Source organism: Streptomyces sp. NPDC020747, assembly GCF_044334695.1.
Classification (GTDB): Bacteria; Actinomycetota; Actinomycetes; order Streptomycetales; family Streptomycetaceae; genus Streptomyces.
In genome coordinates, this window is the sequence record NZ_JBIRTJ010000001.1 from 223,445 (window position 1) to 242,651 (window position 19,207).

General features: G+C 71.4%; 19 protein-coding genes. 14 read left to right on the forward strand and 5 right to left on the reverse strand.

Annotated features, from left to right (window positions below):
- The first annotated feature begins 4 nt into the window (after positions 1 to 4).
- From ACH4YP_RS00970 to ACH4YP_RS00985, 4 genes are all read left to right on the forward strand, one after another.
- Positions 5 to 1,447, forward strand: coding sequence for an amidase (locus ACH4YP_RS00970; RefSeq protein WP_398489429.1), 1,443 nt, complete (start codon positions 5 to 7; stop codon positions 1,445 to 1,447).
- A gap of 10 nt (positions 1,448 to 1,457) precedes the next feature.
- Positions 1,458 to 1,676, forward strand: coding sequence for a hypothetical protein (locus tag ACH4YP_RS00975; protein WP_398488758.1), 219 nt, complete (start codon positions 1,458 to 1,460; stop codon positions 1,674 to 1,676).
- A 145-nt stretch (positions 1,677 to 1,821) separates the two neighbouring features.
- Positions 1,822 to 3,324: an SPFH domain-containing protein gene (locus ACH4YP_RS00980; protein WP_361065275.1), complete on the forward strand. Its 1,503-nt coding sequence runs from the start codon at positions 1,822 to 1,824 to the stop codon at positions 3,322 to 3,324.
- Between the two features lie 147 nt (positions 3,325 to 3,471).
- Positions 3,472 to 3,927 (forward strand): type II toxin-antitoxin system PemK/MazF family toxin, encoded by a 456-nt coding sequence (locus ACH4YP_RS00985; RefSeq protein ID WP_398488760.1) that lies wholly within the window; start codon positions 3,472 to 3,474, stop codon positions 3,925 to 3,927.
- On the opposite strand, the gene ACH4YP_RS00990 is transcribed toward ACH4YP_RS00985, so the two are convergent.
- The gene (locus ACH4YP_RS00990) at positions 3,912 to 4,769 is read right to left on the reverse strand and encodes a TIGR02452 family protein (protein ID WP_361065269.1); all 858 of its coding nucleotides are present in this window, start codon (positions 4,767 to 4,769) and stop codon (positions 3,912 to 3,914) included. The genes ACH4YP_RS00985 and ACH4YP_RS00990 overlap by 16 nt on opposite strands.
- A gap of 269 nt (positions 4,770 to 5,038) precedes the next feature.
- Between ACH4YP_RS00990 and egtA the strand changes: the two genes are divergently transcribed.
- The 5 genes from egtA to ACH4YP_RS01015 all read left to right on the forward strand — a co-directional run bounded on the left by egtA (position 5,039) and on the right by ACH4YP_RS01015 (position 9,806).
- Positions 5,039 to 6,373: an ergothioneine biosynthesis glutamate--cysteine ligase EgtA gene (gene egtA, locus ACH4YP_RS00995; protein WP_398488762.1), complete on the forward strand. Its 1,335-nt coding sequence runs from the start codon at positions 5,039 to 5,041 to the stop codon at positions 6,371 to 6,373.
- The gene (gene egtB / locus ACH4YP_RS01000; RefSeq protein ID WP_398488763.1) at positions 6,370 to 7,716 is read left to right on the forward strand and encodes an ergothioneine biosynthesis protein EgtB; all 1,347 of its coding nucleotides are present in this window, start codon (positions 6,370 to 6,372) and stop codon (positions 7,714 to 7,716) included. The genes egtA and egtB overlap by 4 nt, the downstream gene beginning before the upstream one ends.
- On the forward strand, positions 7,716 to 8,507 hold the full coding sequence (gene egtC, locus ACH4YP_RS01005) for an ergothioneine biosynthesis protein EgtC (RefSeq protein ID WP_398488765.1): 792 nt from the start codon (positions 7,716 to 7,718) through the stop codon (positions 8,505 to 8,507). The genes egtB and egtC overlap by 1 nt, the downstream gene beginning before the upstream one ends.
- Positions 8,504 to 9,466: an L-histidine N(alpha)-methyltransferase gene (gene egtD, locus ACH4YP_RS01010; protein WP_361065260.1), complete on the forward strand. Its 963-nt coding sequence runs from the start codon at positions 8,504 to 8,506 to the stop codon at positions 9,464 to 9,466. Before egtC ends, egtD begins: the two co-directional genes overlap by 4 nt.
- A 124-nt stretch (positions 9,467 to 9,590) precedes the next feature.
- Positions 9,591 to 9,806 carry a dodecin gene (locus ACH4YP_RS01015; protein WP_361065257.1) on the forward strand — a complete coding sequence of 72 codons (216 nt, stop codon included), beginning with the start codon at positions 9,591 to 9,593 and terminating at the stop codon, positions 9,804 to 9,806.
- A 90-nt stretch (positions 9,807 to 9,896) separates the two neighbouring features.
- Here ACH4YP_RS01015 and ACH4YP_RS01020 read toward each other — a convergent pair whose 3' ends face one another.
- The 4 genes from ACH4YP_RS01020 to ACH4YP_RS01035 form a co-directional block, all read right to left on the reverse strand.
- A complete protein-coding gene (locus ACH4YP_RS01020) occupies positions 9,897 to 10,430 on the reverse strand; it encodes a hypothetical protein (RefSeq protein ID WP_361065254.1) in 534 nt (177 codons plus the stop codon).
- Positions 10,431 to 10,504: 74 nt separating this feature from the next.
- Positions 10,505 to 11,488, reverse strand: a complete 984-nt coding sequence (locus tag ACH4YP_RS01025) for a TerC family protein (protein WP_361065251.1) — start codon at positions 11,486 to 11,488, stop codon at positions 10,505 to 10,507.
- A 125-nt stretch (positions 11,489 to 11,613) separates the two neighbouring features.
- A complete protein-coding gene (locus ACH4YP_RS01030) occupies positions 11,614 to 12,405 on the reverse strand; it encodes a sulfite exporter TauE/SafE family protein (RefSeq protein ID WP_361065248.1) in 792 nt (263 codons plus the stop codon).
- Between the two features lie 358 nt (positions 12,406 to 12,763).
- Entirely contained in the window at positions 12,764 to 13,810 is a 1,047-nt protein-coding gene (locus tag ACH4YP_RS01035) for a LacI family DNA-binding transcriptional regulator (protein WP_361065245.1), read from the reverse strand.
- Positions 13,811 to 13,920: 110 nt separating this feature from the next.
- On the opposite strand from ACH4YP_RS01035, the gene ACH4YP_RS01040 reads away from it, so the two are divergent.
- From ACH4YP_RS01040 to ACH4YP_RS01060, 5 genes are all read left to right on the forward strand, one after another.
- The gene (locus ACH4YP_RS01040) at positions 13,921 to 15,099 is read left to right on the forward strand and encodes a phytanoyl-CoA dioxygenase family protein (RefSeq protein WP_361065243.1); all 1,179 of its coding nucleotides are present in this window, start codon (positions 13,921 to 13,923) and stop codon (positions 15,097 to 15,099) included.
- Between the two features lie 17 nt (positions 15,100 to 15,116).
- On the forward strand, positions 15,117 to 15,878 hold the full coding sequence (locus tag ACH4YP_RS01045) for an SDR family oxidoreductase (RefSeq protein ID WP_361065240.1): 762 nt from the start codon (positions 15,117 to 15,119) through the stop codon (positions 15,876 to 15,878).
- 32 nt (positions 15,879 to 15,910) lie between these two features.
- Positions 15,911 to 16,915, forward strand: a complete 1,005-nt coding sequence (locus ACH4YP_RS01050) for a Gfo/Idh/MocA family oxidoreductase (RefSeq protein ID WP_398488766.1) — start codon at positions 15,911 to 15,913, stop codon at positions 16,913 to 16,915.
- On the forward strand, positions 16,912 to 17,931 hold the full coding sequence (locus ACH4YP_RS01055; RefSeq protein ID WP_361065234.1) for a Gfo/Idh/MocA family oxidoreductase: 1,020 nt from the start codon (positions 16,912 to 16,914) through the stop codon (positions 17,929 to 17,931). The genes ACH4YP_RS01050 and ACH4YP_RS01055 overlap by 4 nt, the downstream gene beginning before the upstream one ends.
- Positions 17,932 to 18,138: 207 nt before the next feature.
- The gene (locus tag ACH4YP_RS01060) at positions 18,139 to 19,182 is read left to right on the forward strand and encodes an LLM class flavin-dependent oxidoreductase (protein WP_361065231.1); all 1,044 of its coding nucleotides are present in this window, start codon (positions 18,139 to 18,141) and stop codon (positions 19,180 to 19,182) included.
- Positions 19,183 to 19,207 lie beyond the last annotated feature (25 nt).

The following is a 19,207-nucleotide window of genomic DNA, read 5'->3' on the forward strand; positions in this document are numbered from 1 at the left end:
TCCCGTGTCTCCCGACCGTGCCGCGGGTCTCGCGGAGTGTGCCCGCACCCTGGCCGAGGGAACGGTGTCCTCGCGGACGCTCGTCGAGGAGGCCCTCGCCCGGATCGAGGCCTCTCAGGGCACGCTGAACGCCTTCCGGCTGGTGCGCGCCGAGGCAGCGCTCGCCGAGGCCGACGCCGCGGACAAGGAGCTGGCGGCGGGCGAACGCCGACCGCTGCTCGGGGTGCCGGTGGCGGTCAAGGACGACATGGACGTGGCGGGCGAGCCGACCGCGTTCGGCTGCCGCGGGGAGTTCCCGCCGGTGGCCGAGGACGGCGAGGCGGTCCGCCGGCTGCGGGCGGCCGGGGCCGTGGTCGTCGGCAAGACCAACACCTGCGAGTTCGGACAGTGGCCCTTCACCGAGGGGCCGGCCTTCGGCGACACCCGCAACCCGTGGAACGGGGCGCACACGCCGGGCGGTTCGTCCGGCGGTTCGGCGGCAGCGGTCGCGGCCGGTCTGGTGCCCGCCGCGCTGGGCTCGGACGGCGCGGGCTCGGTGCGGATCCCGGCCTCCTGGACGCATCTGATCGGCATCAAACCGCAGCGCGGCCGCATCTCGACCTGGCCTCGCGCGGAGTCCTTCCACGGCATCACGGTCAACGGCACGCTCGCCCGTACGGTCGAGGACGCAGCGCTGCTGCTGGACGCGGCGAGCGGCAGCCACGAGCGTGATCTGCACCGCCCGTCCGCGCTGCGCGTGTCGGACGCGGTCGGCCGGGACCTGGGCAGGCTGCGCATCGCGCTCTCGCTGAAACCGCCGTTCACGGCGCTGCCCGCACGGCTGCGGCCCGACGTACGAGCCCGGGTCCTCGCGCTCGCGGAGCGGCTGGCCGCGCTCGGCCACGAGGTGGAGGAGGCCGACCCGCCGTACGGGCAGATCGGGCTGGCCTTCGTCCCGCGCGCCACCGCCGGGATCGCCGAGCGGGTCCGCGAGACACCCCATCCCGGCCTGCTGGACCGGCGCACCCTGGAGGCCGCGCGGCTGGGCCGGGTGCTCGGCGGGGCCCCGCTGCGGCTGGCCCGGCGAGCCGAGGCGAGGCTGCACCGGCGCGTCGGCGCGCTCTTCGACACGTACGACGTGGTGCTCGCGCCGACGACCGCCGCTCCCCCGCCGCGCATCGGCGCACTGCACGATCTGAGCGGTTTCGGAACCGACCGGGCCATGATCGCCGCCTGTCCGTACGCCTGGCCGTGGAACGTGCTGGGCTGGCCCGGCGTCAACGTCCCCGCGGGGTTCGTCGAGGGCTCCCTGCCGGTGGGCGCGCAGCTGCTCGGGCCCGCGAACAGTGAGCCGCTCCTGGTGTCGCTGGCCGCGCAGCTGGAGGCGGACCAGCGGTGGTACGAGCGTTGGCCGAGCGGTGAAGTGGACGGTGCCGTACCTGATTTCGGGACGCCTGCCGGCCCGTAGTGTGGGGACCATGGACGACGCGTCGATGGTGGGCCTCATGGGACGGGTGACCGGCACGATCGGGCCGGGGCTCGTCGGCGAGGTGATCGTCCGGATCCGCGGCGGCGCCGAGCACTTCCTCGCCTATCCCTCCTCCCCGAAGGACCGCATCGAGACGGGCACGGTGGTGATGGTGGTGGAGTACCTGCCGCCGCGGACGGTGTACGTGTCGGCGGCGTACGACGGTTGAGCCGACCGGGCGAGTCTGTGCCATGTGAGCGTGTCGTGCTCGTCAAAGATGCGCCAAAGACTCGTCAGCGTCTGTCTTTCGGGGCCTGACCGGGCGCACAATCCGTTCGTTCGGTGCCGAAAGGGCACCATTCAACAGGGGGCGTATGCCGATGATTGTCGGCGTCGTGGCGGGGGCAGCTGTCCTCGCACTCATCTTCGTCGTTGGTCTCTTCAAGCTCATGTGGCGTGTCGCGGAGCCCAACGAAGCACTGATCATCTCCGGTTCGAAGCACCGCACAGAGGGCCTTGAGGAGGGCATGGGTTTCCGTATCGTCACCGGGCGCGGCACGCTCGTGCTGCCGGGCGTCCAGGCGGTGCGCAAACTCTCGCTCGACCTCAACGAGACCGAGCTGTCCGTGGACTGCGTGACCCACCAGGGCATTCCGCTCAAGGTGCGGGGCGTGGTCATCTTCAAGGTGGGCGACGACTTCGTGTCGATCGCCAACGCGGGCCGCCGTTTCCTCGACCAGCAGAAGCTGATGTCGGAGCGGGTGCACAACGTGTTCGCCGGTCATCTGCGGTCCATCGTCGGCGGGTTGACCGTCGAGGACATGATCCGCGACCGCGAGAAGCTCACCGGGCAGACCCGGGCCGCCTGCGGTACGGAGATGGAGAAGCTGGGGCTGATCGTCGACTCGCTGCAGATCCACGAGATCGAGGATCCGACCGGCTACATCAAGAACCTGGCCATGCCGCACGCGGCGGCCGTGCAGCGGGACGCCCGGATAGCGCAGGCCGAGGCCAACCGGCGGGCCACCGAGGCCGAACAGCAGGCCGCCGCGCGGATGTCGGAGGCGACCCGGGACAGCGAGATCCTCCAGGCCGGATACCAGGCGGAGCGCGACAACGCCTCCGCCAAGGCCCGGCAGGCCGGGCCGCTCGCCGACGCGGCGGCGCGGCAGGAGGTCGTGGTCCAGGAGACACGTGTCGCCGAGCTGGAGGCGCACCGCCGTGAGCAGCAGCTCCAGGCGGACGTCCGCAAGCCCGCGGACGCGAAGGCGTACGAGAAGCGCACGCTGGCCGAGGCCGAGCGTGACGTCCGGATCTCCGCGGCGCAGGCCAAGGCCAAGGAGACGGAGCTCGCGGCCGCGGCGGAGGCGACCCGGGTCACGACGGCCGCGGGTGCCGAGGCCGAGGCGACCAAGGCACGGGGTGCGGCCGCCGCGACGGCGACCCGTGCCACGGGTGAGGCGGAGGCCGCCGCCCAGCAGGCCAAGGGTCTTGCGATCGCCGAGTCCGCGCGGGCGAAGGGGCTCGCGGAGGCCGAGGCCATCAAGGCGCGGGCCGCCGCGCTGGCGGAGAACCAGGAGGCCGTTGTCGCGCAGCAACTCGCCGAGAACTGGCCGGAGATCGTGAGGGCGGGCGCCGGAGCGTTCGGGAACGTTGAGCACATGGTGCTGCTCAACGGGGCCGACGGGATGTCTGACATGTTCGCCAAGGCGTTGACGATGGGTGGCACGGGGTTGGGGCTGGCCCGGCAGTTGCTGTCGTCGATGGGGCAGGATCAGAACGGGCAGGTCGGTAAGGACAGTTCGGCGGTGAATGGGCATGTGGCGCCGCCGGCTGCTCCTCCTTCGCAGAAGGTTCCGGTGGACGGGGAGTCGTAGAACGGCTGGGGGCCGGGTGCGGGTTGGGGGTGGCCGAGTGCGCAGTTCCCCGCGCCCCCAAGAAGGCAGTTGCCCGTACCCCTGGCCAAGGGGGTGCGGGCAACTACCGAAGGGGCGCGGGGGCTCGTCAAAAGTGCTCGCGTTAGCGTGTGCCCCGTGACTGCCTCTGCCGAGCAAGACATCCCCGGCCACTCCGGGCCCTCCGCCACCCACGAGGCCGATCCGCGCGAGGTGGGGCAGGTGCGTACCGAGTACTCGCCCGCGCACGACGGGGATCCGGACCCGGGCGAGATCGTGTGGACGTGGGTGCCCTATGAGGAGAACGACGGGCGCGGGAAGGACCGGCCGGTGCTGGTCGTCGCCCGTGAGTCCGCGGGGACGTTTCTCGCCGTGCAGTTGTCGAGCAAGCGGCACGACGGCGACCGGGAGTGGGTGCCGATCGGCAGCGGGCCGTGGGACCGGTCGGGGCGCGACTCGTGGGTGGACGTGGACCGGGTGCTGCGGCTGCACGAGAAGGGGATGCGCCGGGAGGCGTGCGCGCTGGACCGGATGCGGTTCAACTCGGTGGTGCACCGGCTGCGGGAGCGCTACGGCTGGCGCTGAACCGCCTTGTCCTCCGATACCTCCGCCTCCAGTACCTCCCGGAACGACCGCTCGAAGGCGCTCAGGACCACCGCGCCCTTCGTACGGTCGAGGACGCCGAACACGACGTGCTCGAAGGAGCCGGCGAACCGGCCGCCGTCCGTGAGCAGGGCGCGGAACGCGGCCGCGACCTGGGCCGGGTCGTTCTGGAAGACGCCGCAGCCCCAGGCTCCGAGCACCAGCCGTCGGTAGCCGTGCGCCGCGGCCGTCTCCAGCACTCGCTCGGCCCGTGACGCGAGGGCGCGCGGCAGCTCGGGCGCGCGCTCCGGTGCCGTGCGCAGGACGACCCCGGCGTTGGGCGCGGCGGCGGTCAGGAATCCGGCGGTGTACGGCTCGTCGAGGAGCTGTCCGCGGTCGTCGCGGAAGACCGGGACGGCGGGTGAGTGGATCACCCGATCGGTGTAGAAGGGGTCGCGGTGTGCCCGGTGGTGGTCGTAGAACTCCCTGGCCTCCAGCACGCACGCGTACAGCGCGGAGGCCCGGCACAGGGCTTCCTCCTGGGCCTGCGCCCCGTTCAGATAGCCCCCGCCGGGGTTGCGGGCCGAGGCGAAGTTCAGCACCGCGACCGGGCCGGTCAGCCGCCGCGCCACCTCCAGGCTGCTCTCACCCGTGACCTCGAAGAACGTGTCCACCGGGCCGGTCGGCGGTGTCTCCACGGGCCCCGGCCCGTACATCCGCGTGCCCTGCCGCGCGGCGGCCACCGCCGCGGCGATCGACACCGTGCGTCCGTCGGACGCGCGGTACGAACCCGCCGCGACGATCTCCTCCGTCTGCCGCGCGATCCCGCGCAGGCGGGCGCTCATGGCGCCACCCCTGTACGCGCCGTGAGCGCGCCCCACGCGGTCTCCCCCGAATCCCCCGTTACATCCCCCGTCGCATCCCCCGTCGTGCTCATGAACGCATGGTGAGCGATCCTGGTATTGCGCCGCAACAGAGTTTCCCGGTCCTAAAAGCGCCGATACGCACCCTTGTGCGAGGCGCCGTGAGGGTCTTGGGTGGGACGAGCGACTGTCGGCCCGGTCCATCCGACGCCGGGCCGGCGGCATGGATGGAATCTCAGGAGGATCCCGACATGTCCGATTCGGTGAGTGACTGTACGGAGCCCCGGCGCTCCGCCGTCACCGAGGCCGAGGTGGAGGCGCTGGTCCGCGGCATCTGCTTCAAGACCGGCCCGCCCCGATTCCTCGGTGTGGAACTCGAATGGCTCGTCCACGAGTCGCGTTCCCCGCGACTCCCCGTACCACCGGAACGTCTCGAAGCGGCCTACGCCGCACTGCGGGCCCTGCCCCTGAGTTCGGCGCTCACCGTCGAACCGGGTGGTCAGCTGGAGCTCAGCTCCGCACCCGCCGCCTCCCTGATGGAGTGCGTCGGGACCGTCTCCGCCGACCTCGACGCCGTACGCGCGGTACTGCGCGAGGCGGACCTGGCCCTCAGCGGCCTCGGCCAGGATCCCTGGAACCCGCCGACCCGCTTCCTCCATGACCCGCGCTACGACGCCATGGAGACCTACCTCGACCGCACGGGCCCCGAGGGCCGCGCCATGATGTGCACCTCCGCCTCCGTCCAGGTCTGTCTGGACGCCGGGTACGAGGAGCCTGGCCCGCTCGGGCACGGGCGGCGCTGGTGGCTCGCGCATCAGCTGGGCGCGGTCCTGGTGGCCGCGTTCGCCCACTCCCCGATGGCCTGTGGGCAGCCCACGGGCTGGCGCTCCACCCGGCAGTCCCTGTGGACCGCGATGGAACCGGGCCGCACGAGCGCCCCGCCTCTCGACGGCGATCCGCGGACCGCCTGGGCCCGGCACGTCCTGGACGCGCCGGTGATGTGCGTCCGGGCGCCCAGCGGCCCCTGGGACGTGCCGGAGGGGATGAGTTTCCGTGCGTGGACCCGGTCCGACGCACCGCCCGACCGGGAGGATCTCGACTACCACCAGACGACCCTGTTCCCGCCGGTGCGGCCGCGCGGCCATCTGGAGCTGCGCATGATCGACGCGCAGCCGGGCGAGAACGGCTGGATCGTGCCGCTCGCCGTGACGGCCGCGCTGTTCGACGACGCGGAGGCCGCCGAGACCGCGTACCGGACGGTCAAACCGCTCGCCGAGCGGGCCGGCTCGCTGTCCGCGCCGCGGAACCCGCTGTGGACGGCGGCCGCCCGCGCGGGTCTGACCGACCCCGAGTTGCGCGAGGCCGCCGTCACCTGTTTCGCGGCGGCCATGGACGCCCTGCCTCGGATCGGCGCGAGCGCCGAGGTGCAGGAGGCGGTCGCGGAGTTCACCGACCGCTATGTGGCCCGGGGCCGCTGCCCCGCCGACGACATCCTCGACCACATCGAAGGCACCCACCAACTGCTCAACGGCACGACGCTCCCGAGCACGGAACAGCTGCTCCCCGGGAAGGACATCCGCACATGACCGGCCCCGATCCCCACTCCTCTCCCGTCGACCCGGAGACGCTCAGGGAGCGCGCGCTGGCGGCACTGACCACGGCCCGTGACCGCACCGCGCTTCTGACCTCCTGTGTGGAGGATCCCGAACTGACCGCCCAGCACTCGCCGTTGATGTCGCCGCTGGTGTGGGACCTCGCGCACATCGGCAACCAGGAGGAGTTGTGGCTGCTGCGGACGGTCGCCGGCCGTGACGCGATGCGGCCCGAGATCGACGGCATCTACGACGCGTTCGAGCACCCGCGCTCCGAGCGGCCCTCGCTGCCGCTGCTGCCGCCCGCCGAGGCCCGCCACTACGCGGCCGAGGTGCGCGGCCGGGCGCTGGACGTCCTGGAGAGCGCCTCGTTCCAGGGCACGGGCGCGCAGCTGACCGAGGCGGGCTTCGCCTTCGGCATGATCGCCCAGCACGAACAGCAGCACGACGAGACGATGCTGATCACCCATCAGCTGCGCAGGGGACCGACGGCACTGACGGCGCCGGACCCCATCCCCGACCCGGCGTTCACCGGACCGTCCGAAGTGCTGGTCCCCGGCGGCCCGTTCACGATGGGCACGTCCACCGAGCCGTGGGCCCTGGACAACGAACGGCCCGCGCACCAGCGCCTCGTGCCGCCGTTCCACATCGACACGACTCCGGTCACGAACGGCGCGTACCAGGCGTTCATGGCGGACGGCGGCTACACCGACGAGCGCTGGTGGACGCCCGACGGCTGGTCCCACATCCGGGCGCACTCCATCGAGGCGCCGCTGTTCTGGCGCCGCGAGGGCGGCGAGTGGCTGCGGCGGCGCTTCGGCGTCACCGAGCTCGTACCGGCGAACGAGCCCGTGCTGCACGTCAGTTGGTACGAGGCCGACGCGTACGCCCGCTGGGCGGGCCGGCGGCTTCCCACCGAGGCCGAGTGGGAGAAGGCGGCCCGTCACGACCCGGTGGCCGGCCGCTCCACGCGCTACCCGTGGGGCGACACCGACCCGACGCCCGAGCACGCCAACCTCGGCCAGCGTCATCTGCGGCCGTCCCCGGCCGGCAGCTACCCGGAGGGCCAGTCACCGCTCGGTGTACGGCAGTTGATCGGCGATGTGTGGGAGTGGACGTCCAGCGATCTGCTCCCCTACCCGGGATTCTCGGCCTTCCCGTACAAGGAGTACTCGGAGGTGTTCTTCGGGCCCGAGTACAAGGTGCTGCGCGGCGGCTCGTTCGCGGTCGACTCCGTGGCCTGCCGGGGGACGTTCCGCAACTGGGACTACCCGATCCGGCGGCAGATCTTCTCCGGATTCCGTACCGCTCGGGACGCCGATCCGGAGACCGTCTGATGTGCCGTCATCTCGCGTTCCTGGGGGCTGAGGAGCGGCTCGGACGGCTTCTCGTGGACCCGGTGCACAGCCTCTTCCGGCAGTCGTGGGCGCCACGGCGGCAACAGCACGGGACCGTCAACGCCGATGGTTTCGGGGTCGGTTGGTATGCCGAGGGCGATCCGGTGCCGGCGCGCTACCGGCGTACCGGGCCGATCTGGGGCGACCGGTCGTTCGCCGACCTTGCGCGGGTGGTGCGCTCGGGCGCGCTGCTCGCCGCCGTGCGCGACGCGACCGTGGCGAGCGCGGACGGGGAGGCCGCGGCGGCGCCGTTCGCCGCGGGTACCTGGCTGTTCAGCCACAACGGCGCGGTCGCCGGCTGGCCGCGCTCCCTTGCCCCGCTCACCCGGACACTGCCGGCCGAGGACCTGCTGTCGATGGAGGCGCGCTGCGACTCGGCGCTCGTCTGGGCGCTGGTCCTGAACCGGCTGCGCGGCGGCGACGAGGAGGGCCAGGCGCTCGCCGACACGGTCCTCGACGTCGCGGCGGCGGCCCCCGGTTCACGGCTGAACCTCCTGCTCACCAACGGCGAGGTGATCGCCGCCACCACCTGGGGCGACACGCTCTGGTACCTGACCGAGCCCGGCCGGCGCACGGTCGTGGCGTCCGAGCCGTACGACGACGATCCGCACTGGCAGGAGGTGCCCGACCGCACGCTGCTGGCCGCGAGCCGCACGGACGTCCTGCTCACGCCGCTCAAGGACGTGGAAGAACACCTGGCATCCGTCCCACCCAAGGAGCCCAGTACGTGAGCCCGTTCCTCGTCACCCGCACCCTGCCCGAGGACGCCACCGACGCCGCCCTGCGCGCCGACGTCCTGCACGGTCTGACCCGTACGCCCAAGACGCTCCCGCCGAAGTGGTTCTACGACGCGCACGGCAGCGAGCTCTTCGAGAAGATCACCGAACTGCCGGAGTACTACCCGACGCGGGCCGAGCGCGAGATCCTCGTGGCCCGGGCCGCCGAGATCGCCGAGGCGACCGGCGCGCGCACGCTGGTCGAGCTGGGCTCCGGGTCGTCGGACAAGACCCGTCACCTGCTCGACGCCATGCCCGGCCTGCACACGTACGTGCCGGTCGACGTGAGCGAGAGCGCGCTCACCCAGGCCGGGCAGGCGCTGATCGCGGAGCGTCCCTCGCTCGACGTGCACGCGCTGATCGCCGACTTCACCGGCGGTCTCGCGCTGCCCGGCACGCCCGGTCCGCGGCTCGTCGCGTTCCTGGGCGGCACGATCGGCAATCTGCTGCCCGCCGAACGCGCCGCGTTCCTGACGTCCGTACGCTCCCTGCTGTCGCCCGGCGACGCCCTGCTGCTCGGCACCGACCTGGTCAAGGACGAGTCGGTCCTCGTCGCCGCCTACGACGACGCGGCCGGGGTGACGGCCGCGTTCAACAAGAACGTGCTGACCGTGGTCGACCGCGAGCTCGGCGCCGACTTCGACCCCGACGAGTTCACCCATGTCGCCCGCTGGGACGCCGAGCGGGAGTGGATCGAGATGCGGCTGCGCGCCCGTTCGGCGCTGACCGTGAAGATCCCCGCGCTCGACCTCGCCGTCGACTTCGCGGAGGGCGAGGAGATGCGCACCGAGGTGTCGGCGAAGTTCCGCGAGGAGGGCGTACGTACGGAACTGGCGGCGGCCGGACTGGACCTCACGCACTGGTGGACGGACCCGCGGGGGAGGTTCGCGCTGTCGCTGAGCACGGCCCGGTGATCCGCGCCGGGCGGGAACCCGTACGGACCCATGTTCCTCGGGCCTACATCTCGCGGTCCCCCGCCTCGTGCGGCACCGTGGAATGACGCGTGGCACACGGGCCACGGCGGAGAGGAGTACCCGCATGTCCGACCACACCTACCGGATCACCGAGATCGTCGGGAGCTCGCACGAGGGCATCGACGAGGCGATCCGCAACGGCATCTCCCGGGCCTCGCAGACCCTGCGCAACCTCGACTGGTTCGAGGTCACCCAGGTCCGCGGCCAGATCGAGGACGGGCAGATCAAGCACTACCAGGTCGGCCTGAAGGTCGGCTTCCGCCTGGAGGACGCGGACTGACCTCCGAGGACCTCTACGAGCCTCCGGGGACGGATCTCTACGACCTCCGCGGAACCTCACCGCCGCGGCGAGCGGGGAGGGGCGAACCCCTCAGGTCCGTCCCTCCCGCTCCTGCGCCACCTTCAACGCCTCGGACGCGGCTGCCCAGCGCGCCCGTACGACGGTGAAGCCGGCCCGCTCGGCGTCCTCGCACACGAGCTCGTCGTCGTCCACGAGCACCCGGATCTCACGGTTCCGGGCCAGCTCGCGGAGGATCTCCAGCTTGGTGCGCCGGGCGGGCCTGCGGTCGTCGTTGCGCCGCATCCTGATGTGGCCCTCGGGCAGTCCCTGGGCGGCGAGCCAGGCCTCCGTGTCCTTGCGGCAGCGCTCGGGCCGACCGGTCAGATAGAGGATCTCGCACTCCCGCGCGTGCTCCAGCGCGAGGGCGACGCCCTCCGCGAGCGGCGGATCGTCGGGCGCCGCCGCGAAGAAGGCGTCCCAGTCGCGCGGCTTGCGCTCCAGGAACCTCTGCCGGTGCGCGGTGTCGGCGAGGGTGCCGTCGAGGTCGAATACGGCGAGGGGCCTTCGCCCGCCGACACCGCCGCGCGCGTCCGAACCGGGGCGTGGCCTGCTGTTGTTCGTCACCCGGCCCACCCTAGAGCGCCGCTCTCCGCGCGGGCCCACGGCAGGGGGCCGCTGCGACACGGGCTCGCTACGGCCTACGGCACGGGCTCCGTCTCCGAGTCCGGGTCCGTCTCCGCCAGTTGCTTCTTCGAGGCCCGCAGGCTGGTGAACGTCGTCACCGCGAGCACCAGGATGATGAAGCCGAGCGAGAACGGGATGCTGATCTCCGGGACGTGCACCCCCGACTCGTGCAGGGCGTGCAGCACCAGCTTGACGCCGATGAAGCCGAGGATGATCGACAGCCCGTACGAGAGATGGACGAGCCGCTTGAGCAGGCCGCCGATCAGGAAGTACAGCTGCCGCAGGCCCATCAGCGCGAAGGCGTTCGCGGTGAAGACGATGTACGGCTCCTCGGTCAGGCCGTAGATGGCCGGGATGGAGTCCAGGGCGAACAGGAGGTCCGTGGAACCGATCGCCAGCATGACCACCATCATCGGGGTCATCACGCGCCTGCCGTTCTGCTCGATCCACAGCTTGGTGCCGTGGTAGCGGTCGGCCACGCCGAAGCGCCGTTCGACCGCCTTGAGCAGCTTGTTCTCCTCGTACTCCTCGTCCCCGTGGCCCTTGCGGGCGTCCTGGACCAGCTTCCACGCGGTCCAGATCAGGAACGCGCCGAAGATGTAGAAGACCCAGGAGAACGTCGAGATGATCGCGGCACCGGCGGCGATGAAGATCGTGCGCAGCACCAGCGCCACCAGCACGCCGACCATCAGCACACGCTGCTGGTACTGGGCCGGCACCGAGAACTTCGCCATGATCAGGACGAACACGAAGAGGTTGTCGACGCTGAGCGACTTCTCCGTGATGTAGCCGGCGAAGAACTCGCCCCCGGGCCCGCCTCCGTAGACGACCAGCAGTCCGATCCCGAACGCCACTGCGAGGGCGACCCAGACCGCGCTCCAGATACCGGCCTCCTTGAGGGAGACCTCATGGGGTTTGCGGCCGATGAAGAAATCCACGGCGATAAGAGCGCACAGAGCTGCGATGGACAGCGCCCACACGCCAAAGGACACGTTCACTGTTCCTCCGGGGGCTGATGGTACGACTGACAGCGTTGTCAGACATCAGGAACAAAACCACCCCCAGAAGGTAAACAAACACCCACGTCCGGGCATACGCACCGCACCGTGGGCGGCGCGGCCGTTCAGGACGTGGTGGCCTCGCGCCACAGGCTCCACGCGAGTCCGAGGCCGGCGATTGCGATCGCGATCCGGAGCGGGGCCTCGGGCAGGCGCCGTACGACGGCGGGTCCCGCCCAAGCGCCCGCGAAGCAGCCCACACCGAGAGTGAGGGCCGCAGTCCAGTCGACCGGGGCGAGGAACGCGTAGGCGACGGCCGCGGTGACGTTGGCCGCGCCGGTGGCGATGTTCTTGACGGCGTTGGTCACTCGCAGGGGTTCCGTCGCGGACAGGGAGAGGACGGCCAGCATGAGGACGCCCGCCGCGGCGCCGAAGTAGCCGCCGTACAGGCCGACGAGCAGGACCGCGCACGACAGTGGGAGTCGCGGCAGGGAGTCCTGGCCGGGATGGAGTCTCGCGGTCAGCCGTCGCAGGGGTTCGCGGGCCAGGATCAGGACCGAGCCGAGGGCTATGAGCCACGGTACGACCAGTTCGAACGTGGAGGACGGGGTGCCGAGGAGCAGGGCCGCGCCGGTCGCGCCGCCGAGCGCCGCGGTGATGGCCAGGGGGACGAGGCGGGCGCGCTGGCCGCGGAGTTCCTCGCGGGAGCCGACCGCGGAGCCGACCGTGTTGGAGAAGAGGGCGACTGTGTTGGTGACGTTGGCCGCCACGGGTGGGAGGCCTGCGGCGAGGAGTGCGGGGTAGCTGAACAGTGAGGCCAGGCCGGCGATCGAGCCGGCGAGGCCGGAGGCTGTGCCTGCGGCCAGGAGGAGCAGTGCGGTGCCGGGGTCCGGGGGGCCGGCGATCAGCGCTTGCACGTTGTCCTCTTGTCTTCACGGGGGCGGGGCGTTCTGGCACGCCCAGGCGTTTGGCGTTCCATATTAGAGATGCTGTCTGCATATGCGGACAGCGGGTCTCTGCTTCGCGCCGACTGGTCGTGGGACTCGCGGGTTTTCTCGCCCCCGCCGCCCCTACCCATTCCCGTCCCTTACTCAGGGGCTCCGCCCCCGAACCCCCGTATCGCGCTGCCGCGCTCGTCCTCAAACGCCGGACGGGCTGAATGGTGCGGGCCGGATTGAAAGTGCGGCCGGGTGGGTGGGGACGCGAGGTCGGCGGCCTCGCCTTCCAATACCGGACGGGCTGAACGGAGCCGGACAGGCTCCAAGCGCGTGCGGCTCAGCCCGTGAACTCCGTCAGAGGTGCCCCCGGCGGCATGTTGAACGGAGTGACCACCTGGATCGCCGACGGTAGGAAGGGGCCCTCGTCGGGGAGGGCCTTGTGGGCTCTCATGATGGTTTGGCAGGCGCGGCGCATGTCCTGGCGGAGGTCGTGGTGGAGTACGGCGGAGAGGCGGCGTTCGCGCAGGAAGCGGGTGTTCTCGTGGTCCAGGTCGTGGGCGATGAACACCGCGCACTCGCGGCCGAGGGTGTCGAACGCGTCGAGGGTCGCGGCGTTGCCGCCGCCGGCGGAGTAGACGGCGATGATGTCCTGGTCCCGCTTGAGGGCCTCCAGGACCAGGTCCCGCTGGGTGGCGTCAAGGCCGTCGCTGTCGGTGACCTCCACCAGGGACCGCCCGGGCTGTGCGATCCGCATCGCGCTGCGGAAGCCCATCTCGCGCTCCTCCTCGCCGCGGAAGGAACCCCGGCTGATCGTGGCGAGCACGTTGCCCGGCCGGTCGCCGAGCCACTGTCCGACGAGGTAGGCGGCGGTGGCGCCCGCGGCCCGGTTGTCGATTCCCACGTACGCCATGCGCGCGCTGCTCGGCAGGTCGGTCACCAGCGTCACGACGGGGATGCCGGCCGCGACCAGGCGGCTGACGGCCGCGCCGATCTCCGGCAGGTCGGGGGCCTTGAGGATCACGCCCTGCGAACCGCGCTTGGCGATCTTGTCCATGGTCGCGATCAGGTCCGAGGAGGGGCAGGCCTCCCGGAAGTGGAAGCGTGATCGCACCACGGCGGGGTGCAGGGACGGCAGTTCGGCTTCCAGGGCGTCCCGGACGGCGGTGGAGAACCGCTCCGGCGTCTGCATCACTATGTCGATCATGAACGTGCGTCCGCCGATGCGCACCTGGGTCCGCTGACGGTCCAGGTCCTTGATCGCCTGGCGCACCTCCATGACGGTGCTGTCCCGTACGCCGCCCCGGTCGTTGAGGACGCGATCGACCGTGGCTTCGCTCAGACCGGCCTGACGGGCGATCTCTCTGATCGGATACGGATGTCGCACGGCGGTCCCCGAAAGCAGAATGATGGACTTTTGATGGGTCTCTGCGGATTGAATGACGGGCTCTGGTTCACAACACTGGCAGAAAAGCAGCCATGGCGAAAGGATCCGGGATGTCCCCCACGGAGGCGGCAGCACCGACCTGGCTGAGCGAGGACGACTGCGATCTCGACGCGTTCCGCTCGCTGGTCGGGCAGAGCACTGAGCTGCAGCTGTATCCCACCGCCGAAGGGATCGAGCAGAACGTCCTGGTCTATGCCAGTGACCGGATCCGTAAGCTCGCGGTCACCCCGCAGGGACGCCGGGAGGTGCAGGCCGAGCTGGTGCGGGCCCTGCTGGACGGGCCCGGAGTCGTGGTCCTCAAGGGCGCGTTCACGGACCCGGCCGTCGTGGACGCGGCCTCCGATGCCTTCAACGCGCTGATCGAGGAGGAACGTTCGAGCGGTACGGCCCGCGGCGACCACTTCGCCAAGCCCGGCGCCAACGACCGGGTGTGGAACGCCCTGGACAAGGTGGCCGTACGCGCGCCGGAGGTGTTCGCGGACTACTACGCCAACGACATGCTGGCCCTGGCCGCCGAGGCCTGGCTCGGCCCCGCCTACCAGGTGACCTCGCAGATCAACGTGGTCAACCCGGGCGGCGCCGCGCAGAGCGTGCACCGCGACTACCACCTGGGCTTCCTCAGCAACGACGTCGCCGCCGCGTACCCCGCGCACGTCCACCGCCTCTCCCCCGTGCTGACGCTCCAGGGGGCGGTCGCGCACTGCGACATGCCCGTGGAGTCCGGGCCCACGCTGTACCTGCCGCACTCGCAGAAGTACGAGCCCGGTTACCTCGCCTGGCGGCGCCCGGAGTTCATCGCGTACTTCGAGGAGCATCACGTCCAGCTCCCGCTGGAGAAGGGCGACGCGGTGTTCTTCAACCCCGCGCTCTTCCACGCCGCCGGGCACAACCGCTCGGCGGACATCAAGCGCATGGCCAACCTGCTGCAGGTCTCCTCCGCCTTCGGCCGCGCCATGGAGTCCGTGGACCGGGAGGCCATGGCCGTCGCCCTGTTCCCGGTGCTGCTGCGCCGCAAGGAGGAGGGCGCCTCGGAGAGCTGGCTGCGCCACGTGGTCGCCGCCACGGCCGAGGGCTACCCCTTCCCCACGAACCTGGACCTCGACCCACCGGTCGACGGTCTCGCTCCGCCCTCCCAGGCGGACACCCTCTGGCAGGCAGTCGCCGAAGGCTGGGCCCCGGCCCGGCTCCGCCAGGAACTGCAGGCGGGCGCCAAGCGCCGCCGGAACTGAAGGAGAACAACGCACTCATGGGACTGCTTGAGGACAAGGTCGTCCTCGTCAACGGCGGCAGCCAGGGCGTCGGCGCGGGAATCGTCCGGGCGGCCGTACGCGAAGGCGCGACCGTCGTCTTCACCGGACGCCGTGCCGAGCTCGGCGAGAAACTCGCCGCGGACACCGGCGCCCGCTTCGTACGCGCGGACCTGTCGGACGCCGCGCAGGCGCGCGACAGCGTCGTACAGACCGTGGACACGTACGGGCGCGTGGACTGCCTCGTCAACGCGGCGGGGCTCACGTCACGTGGTTCGCTCCTGGACACCACGCCGGAGCTGTTCGACGCGCACATCGCGATCAACCTGCGGGCGCCGTTCTTCGCCATGCAGGCCGCGGTGGCGGACATGGTGGCGCGCAAGGCCCCCGGCACCGTCGTCAACGTCATCTCCACCGCCGAGCACGGCGGGCAGCCCTTCCTCGCCCCGTACGTCGCGGCGAAGGCCGGTCTCGCCGGGCTGACCCGCAACGCGGCCCACGCACACCGCTGGGACCGCGTCCGTATCAACGGCCTCAACATCGGCTGGACCGACACCGAGGGCGAGGACGCCACCCAGCGTGCCTTCCACGGTGCCGGGGACGACTGGCTGGAGAAGGCCGGCGCGTCCCAGCCGATGGGCAAGCTCGGGCAGGTCGACGAGATCGCCGACTTCGTCGTCTTCCTGCTCTCCGACCGCAGCGGTGTGGTGACCGGCTCGGTCATCGACTGGGACCAGATCGTCTTCGGCGGACTCGACTGAACCGCCCCCTGGGCTGAAGGAGCACGATTCACATGCGTATTGGCATCATGGGGCTGGGCCGGATCGGCGCGTTCCACGCGGCAACCCTGGCAGGACTCGAAGCGGTGGACTCGCTGGTGGTCACCGATCCGGTGGCCGCGGCCGCCTCGTCCGCCGCGGAGCGGTTCGGGGCCACGGCGGTGAACTCCCCCGAGGCCGTACTGGCCGCCGGCGTGGACGGAGTGGTGATCGCCGCCGCGACCGACGCGCATCCCGAACTCATCCTCGCCGCCGTCAAGGCGGGCATCCCGGTCTTCTGCGAGAAGCCCGTGGCCCGCGGCGTCGAGGAGAGCCTCGACGTGCTGCGTGCGGTGGAGAACGGTGGGGTCGAGGTGCACATCGGCTACAACCGGCGCTTCGACGCCGGCTGCATCGCCGCGCGCCAGGCCGTGGTGAACGGCGAACTCGGACTGCTGCACACCGTTCGGTCCACGACCCTGGACCCCGCGCCCCCGCCCGCCGCGTACGTGGCCGTCTCCGGCGGTATCTTCCGCGACTGCAGCGTGCACGACTTCGACATCGTGCGCTGGGTCACCGGCCGCGAGGTCGTCGAGGTGTACGCGACCGGCGGCAACCGGGGCGCGGACTACATCGCGGCGGCGGGCGACGTCGACACCGCCTCCGCGCTGCTCACCTTCGACGACGGCACGATCGGCGTCATCTCCAACTCCCGGCACAACGCCCGCGGTTACGACGTCCGCCTGGAGGTGCACGGCATGAAGGACAGCATCGCCGTGGGCCTGGAGGACAAGCTGCCGCTGCGGTCCGTCGAGCCGGGGGTCACCTTCCCCGCCGGCGCCCCGCACCACTTCTTCATGGACCGCTTCGCCGACGCCTACCGCGCCGAGCTCACCGCGTTCACCGAGGTCGTGGCGGGCTCCCGCCCCTCCCCCTGCACCGTGGCCGACGCCCTCGAAGCCGGCTGGATCGCCGAGGCGTGCACGCTGTCGCTGCACGAGCACCGGCCCGTACGACTGGAAGAGGTACGCAAGGCATGACGGACGAACCACTACGGATCGGCGTTCTCGGCGCGGCCCGGATCGCCGAGCTCTCGATCGTCGGCCCGGCCCGTCTGACCGGCCACCGCCTCGTCGCGGTGGCCGCCCGCGACCGGTCCCGCGCCGAGACGTTCGCCGCCGAGCACGATGTCGAGCGGGTCCTGGACTCGTACGCCGACGTGATCGCCGACCCCGAGGTCGAGGTCGTCTACAACCCCCTGGCCAACGGTCTGCACGGGCCCTGGAACCTCGCCGCCCTCGCCGCGGACAAGCACGTGCTGACCGAGAAGCCCTCCGCGAGCAGCACGGAGGAGGCCGTCGAGATCCGGGACGCGGTCGCGAAGTCGGGCACGGCCTTCATGGAGGGCTTCCACTACCTGTTCCACCCGGTCACCCGGCGCCTGCACGAGCTGCTGGACAGCGGGGAACTGGGCGAACTCCGGCACGTGGAGACCACGATGGTCATGCCGGCGCCCGAGGACACCGACGTGCGCTGGTCGCATCCGCTGGCGGGCGGCGCGCTGATGGACCTGGGCTGCTACAGCCTGCACGCCCAGCGGATGCTCGCTCCCTGGGCGGGCGGCGCACCGCGGCTCGTCGCGGCGCGCGGCGGCGAGCGTCCGGGCCTGCCCGGAGTCGACGAGTGGCTGGACGCGGACCTGGAGTTCCCGGGTGGTGCCACCGGTACCGCCCGCTGCCACATGGCCCACGACGAGTGGCAGTTCAGCTGCCGGATCGTGGGTTCACTCGGTGAGGCCACGGCGGTGAACTTCGTCCAACCGCACGTGGACGACCGGGTGTTGGTCCGCACGGCCACGGGTGAGCGCACCGAGATGCTCGGCCGCCGACCCTCCTACACCTACCAGCTCGAAGCGTTCGCGGCCCATCTGCGCCGGGGCACGCCCCTGCGCCTGGACGCCGACGACGCGCTCGCCAATATGCGGCTCATCGACGACTGCTACCGGAGCGCCGGTTTCGAGCCCCGGCCACGGACGGTCCTTCCGGCCGGGGTCTGAGGACGCGTCCGGCCACGGTCGGAGAGCGAGGGAGAGGGTGGTGCCGCTCCGGCACCACCCTCTCGTGCCTCTACCACCCTCTCGTGCCTTTACCGACCTCTCGTGCTTTGTCGAGGACCGCGTCTGTCGGGAGCACGCGGAAGAAATCAGCGGAATGGCTGTTGAGACAACAGAGGACAGTTCTTCCAGTCTTCCAGCGGAGATGCCATGACGAACCAGCAGGATCGCGAAGCCCGACGGGACCAGGGCTCGCGGGTCGGAGCGACACGGTTCTCCGTGCTCGACCGCTCTCGCACCCGGGAGGGCCACGACGCTCCCGAGGCGCTGCGCGACACCGTCCGGCTGGCGCGGGACCTGGAGGGGCTCGGGTACCACCGGATCTGGGTCTCGGAGCACCACGGCGTGCCGGGGGTGGCCGGTTCCGCGCCGACCGTGCTGGCCGCCGCGGTCGCCGCCGCGACCAGCTCGATCCGGGTGGGCACGGGCGGGGTGATGCTGCCCAACCACCAGCCCCTGGTGGTGGCCGAGCAGTTCGGCGTCCTGGAGTCCCTGTTCCCCGGCCGCATCGACATGGGCCTCGGCCGTTCCGTCGGGTTCACGGACGGTGTACGGAGGGCGCTGGGCCGGGACAAGGACGTGGCCGACGACTTCGCGGCCCAGCTCGACGAGCTGCTCGGCTGGTTCCGCGGCACGTCACCGACCGGTGTGCACGCCCGCCCCGCCGAGGGCCTGACCGTGCCGCCGTTCGTGCTGGCCATGGGCGAGGGCGCCACGATCGCCGCCCGGGCCGGCCTCCCCATGGTGATCGGCGACCTCAGGAACCGCGACAAGATGCGCCGCGGCATCGACCACTACCGCGATACGTTTCGGCCGTCCGCCTGGGCGCGGGAGCCGTACGTGGTCGTCTCCGGCACGGTCGCGGTCGCGGAGACCCCCGAGGAGGCTCGGCGTCTCCTGGTCCCGGAGGCCTGGTCGATGGCGTACTCGCGCACGCACGGCACGTTTCCGCCGCTGCCGTCCGCCGAGCGCGTCGAGTCGCTGACGATGACGGAGAGGGAGCGCGGGTTCTACGAATCCGGTCTCTCCGGCCATGTCGTCGGGACGGAGGAGCAGGTCGCCCATGAGCTGGAGACGGTGATCAAGGAGACCGCGGCGGATGAGGTGCTCGTGACGACCAGCACGTACGACCGGGAGGCGCTGATGGACTCGTATCGGCGGCTGGCGCGGGTTGTGGGGCTGGTCCCCTCGTGAGTGCTCCACTGGGGGCATCGGTTCC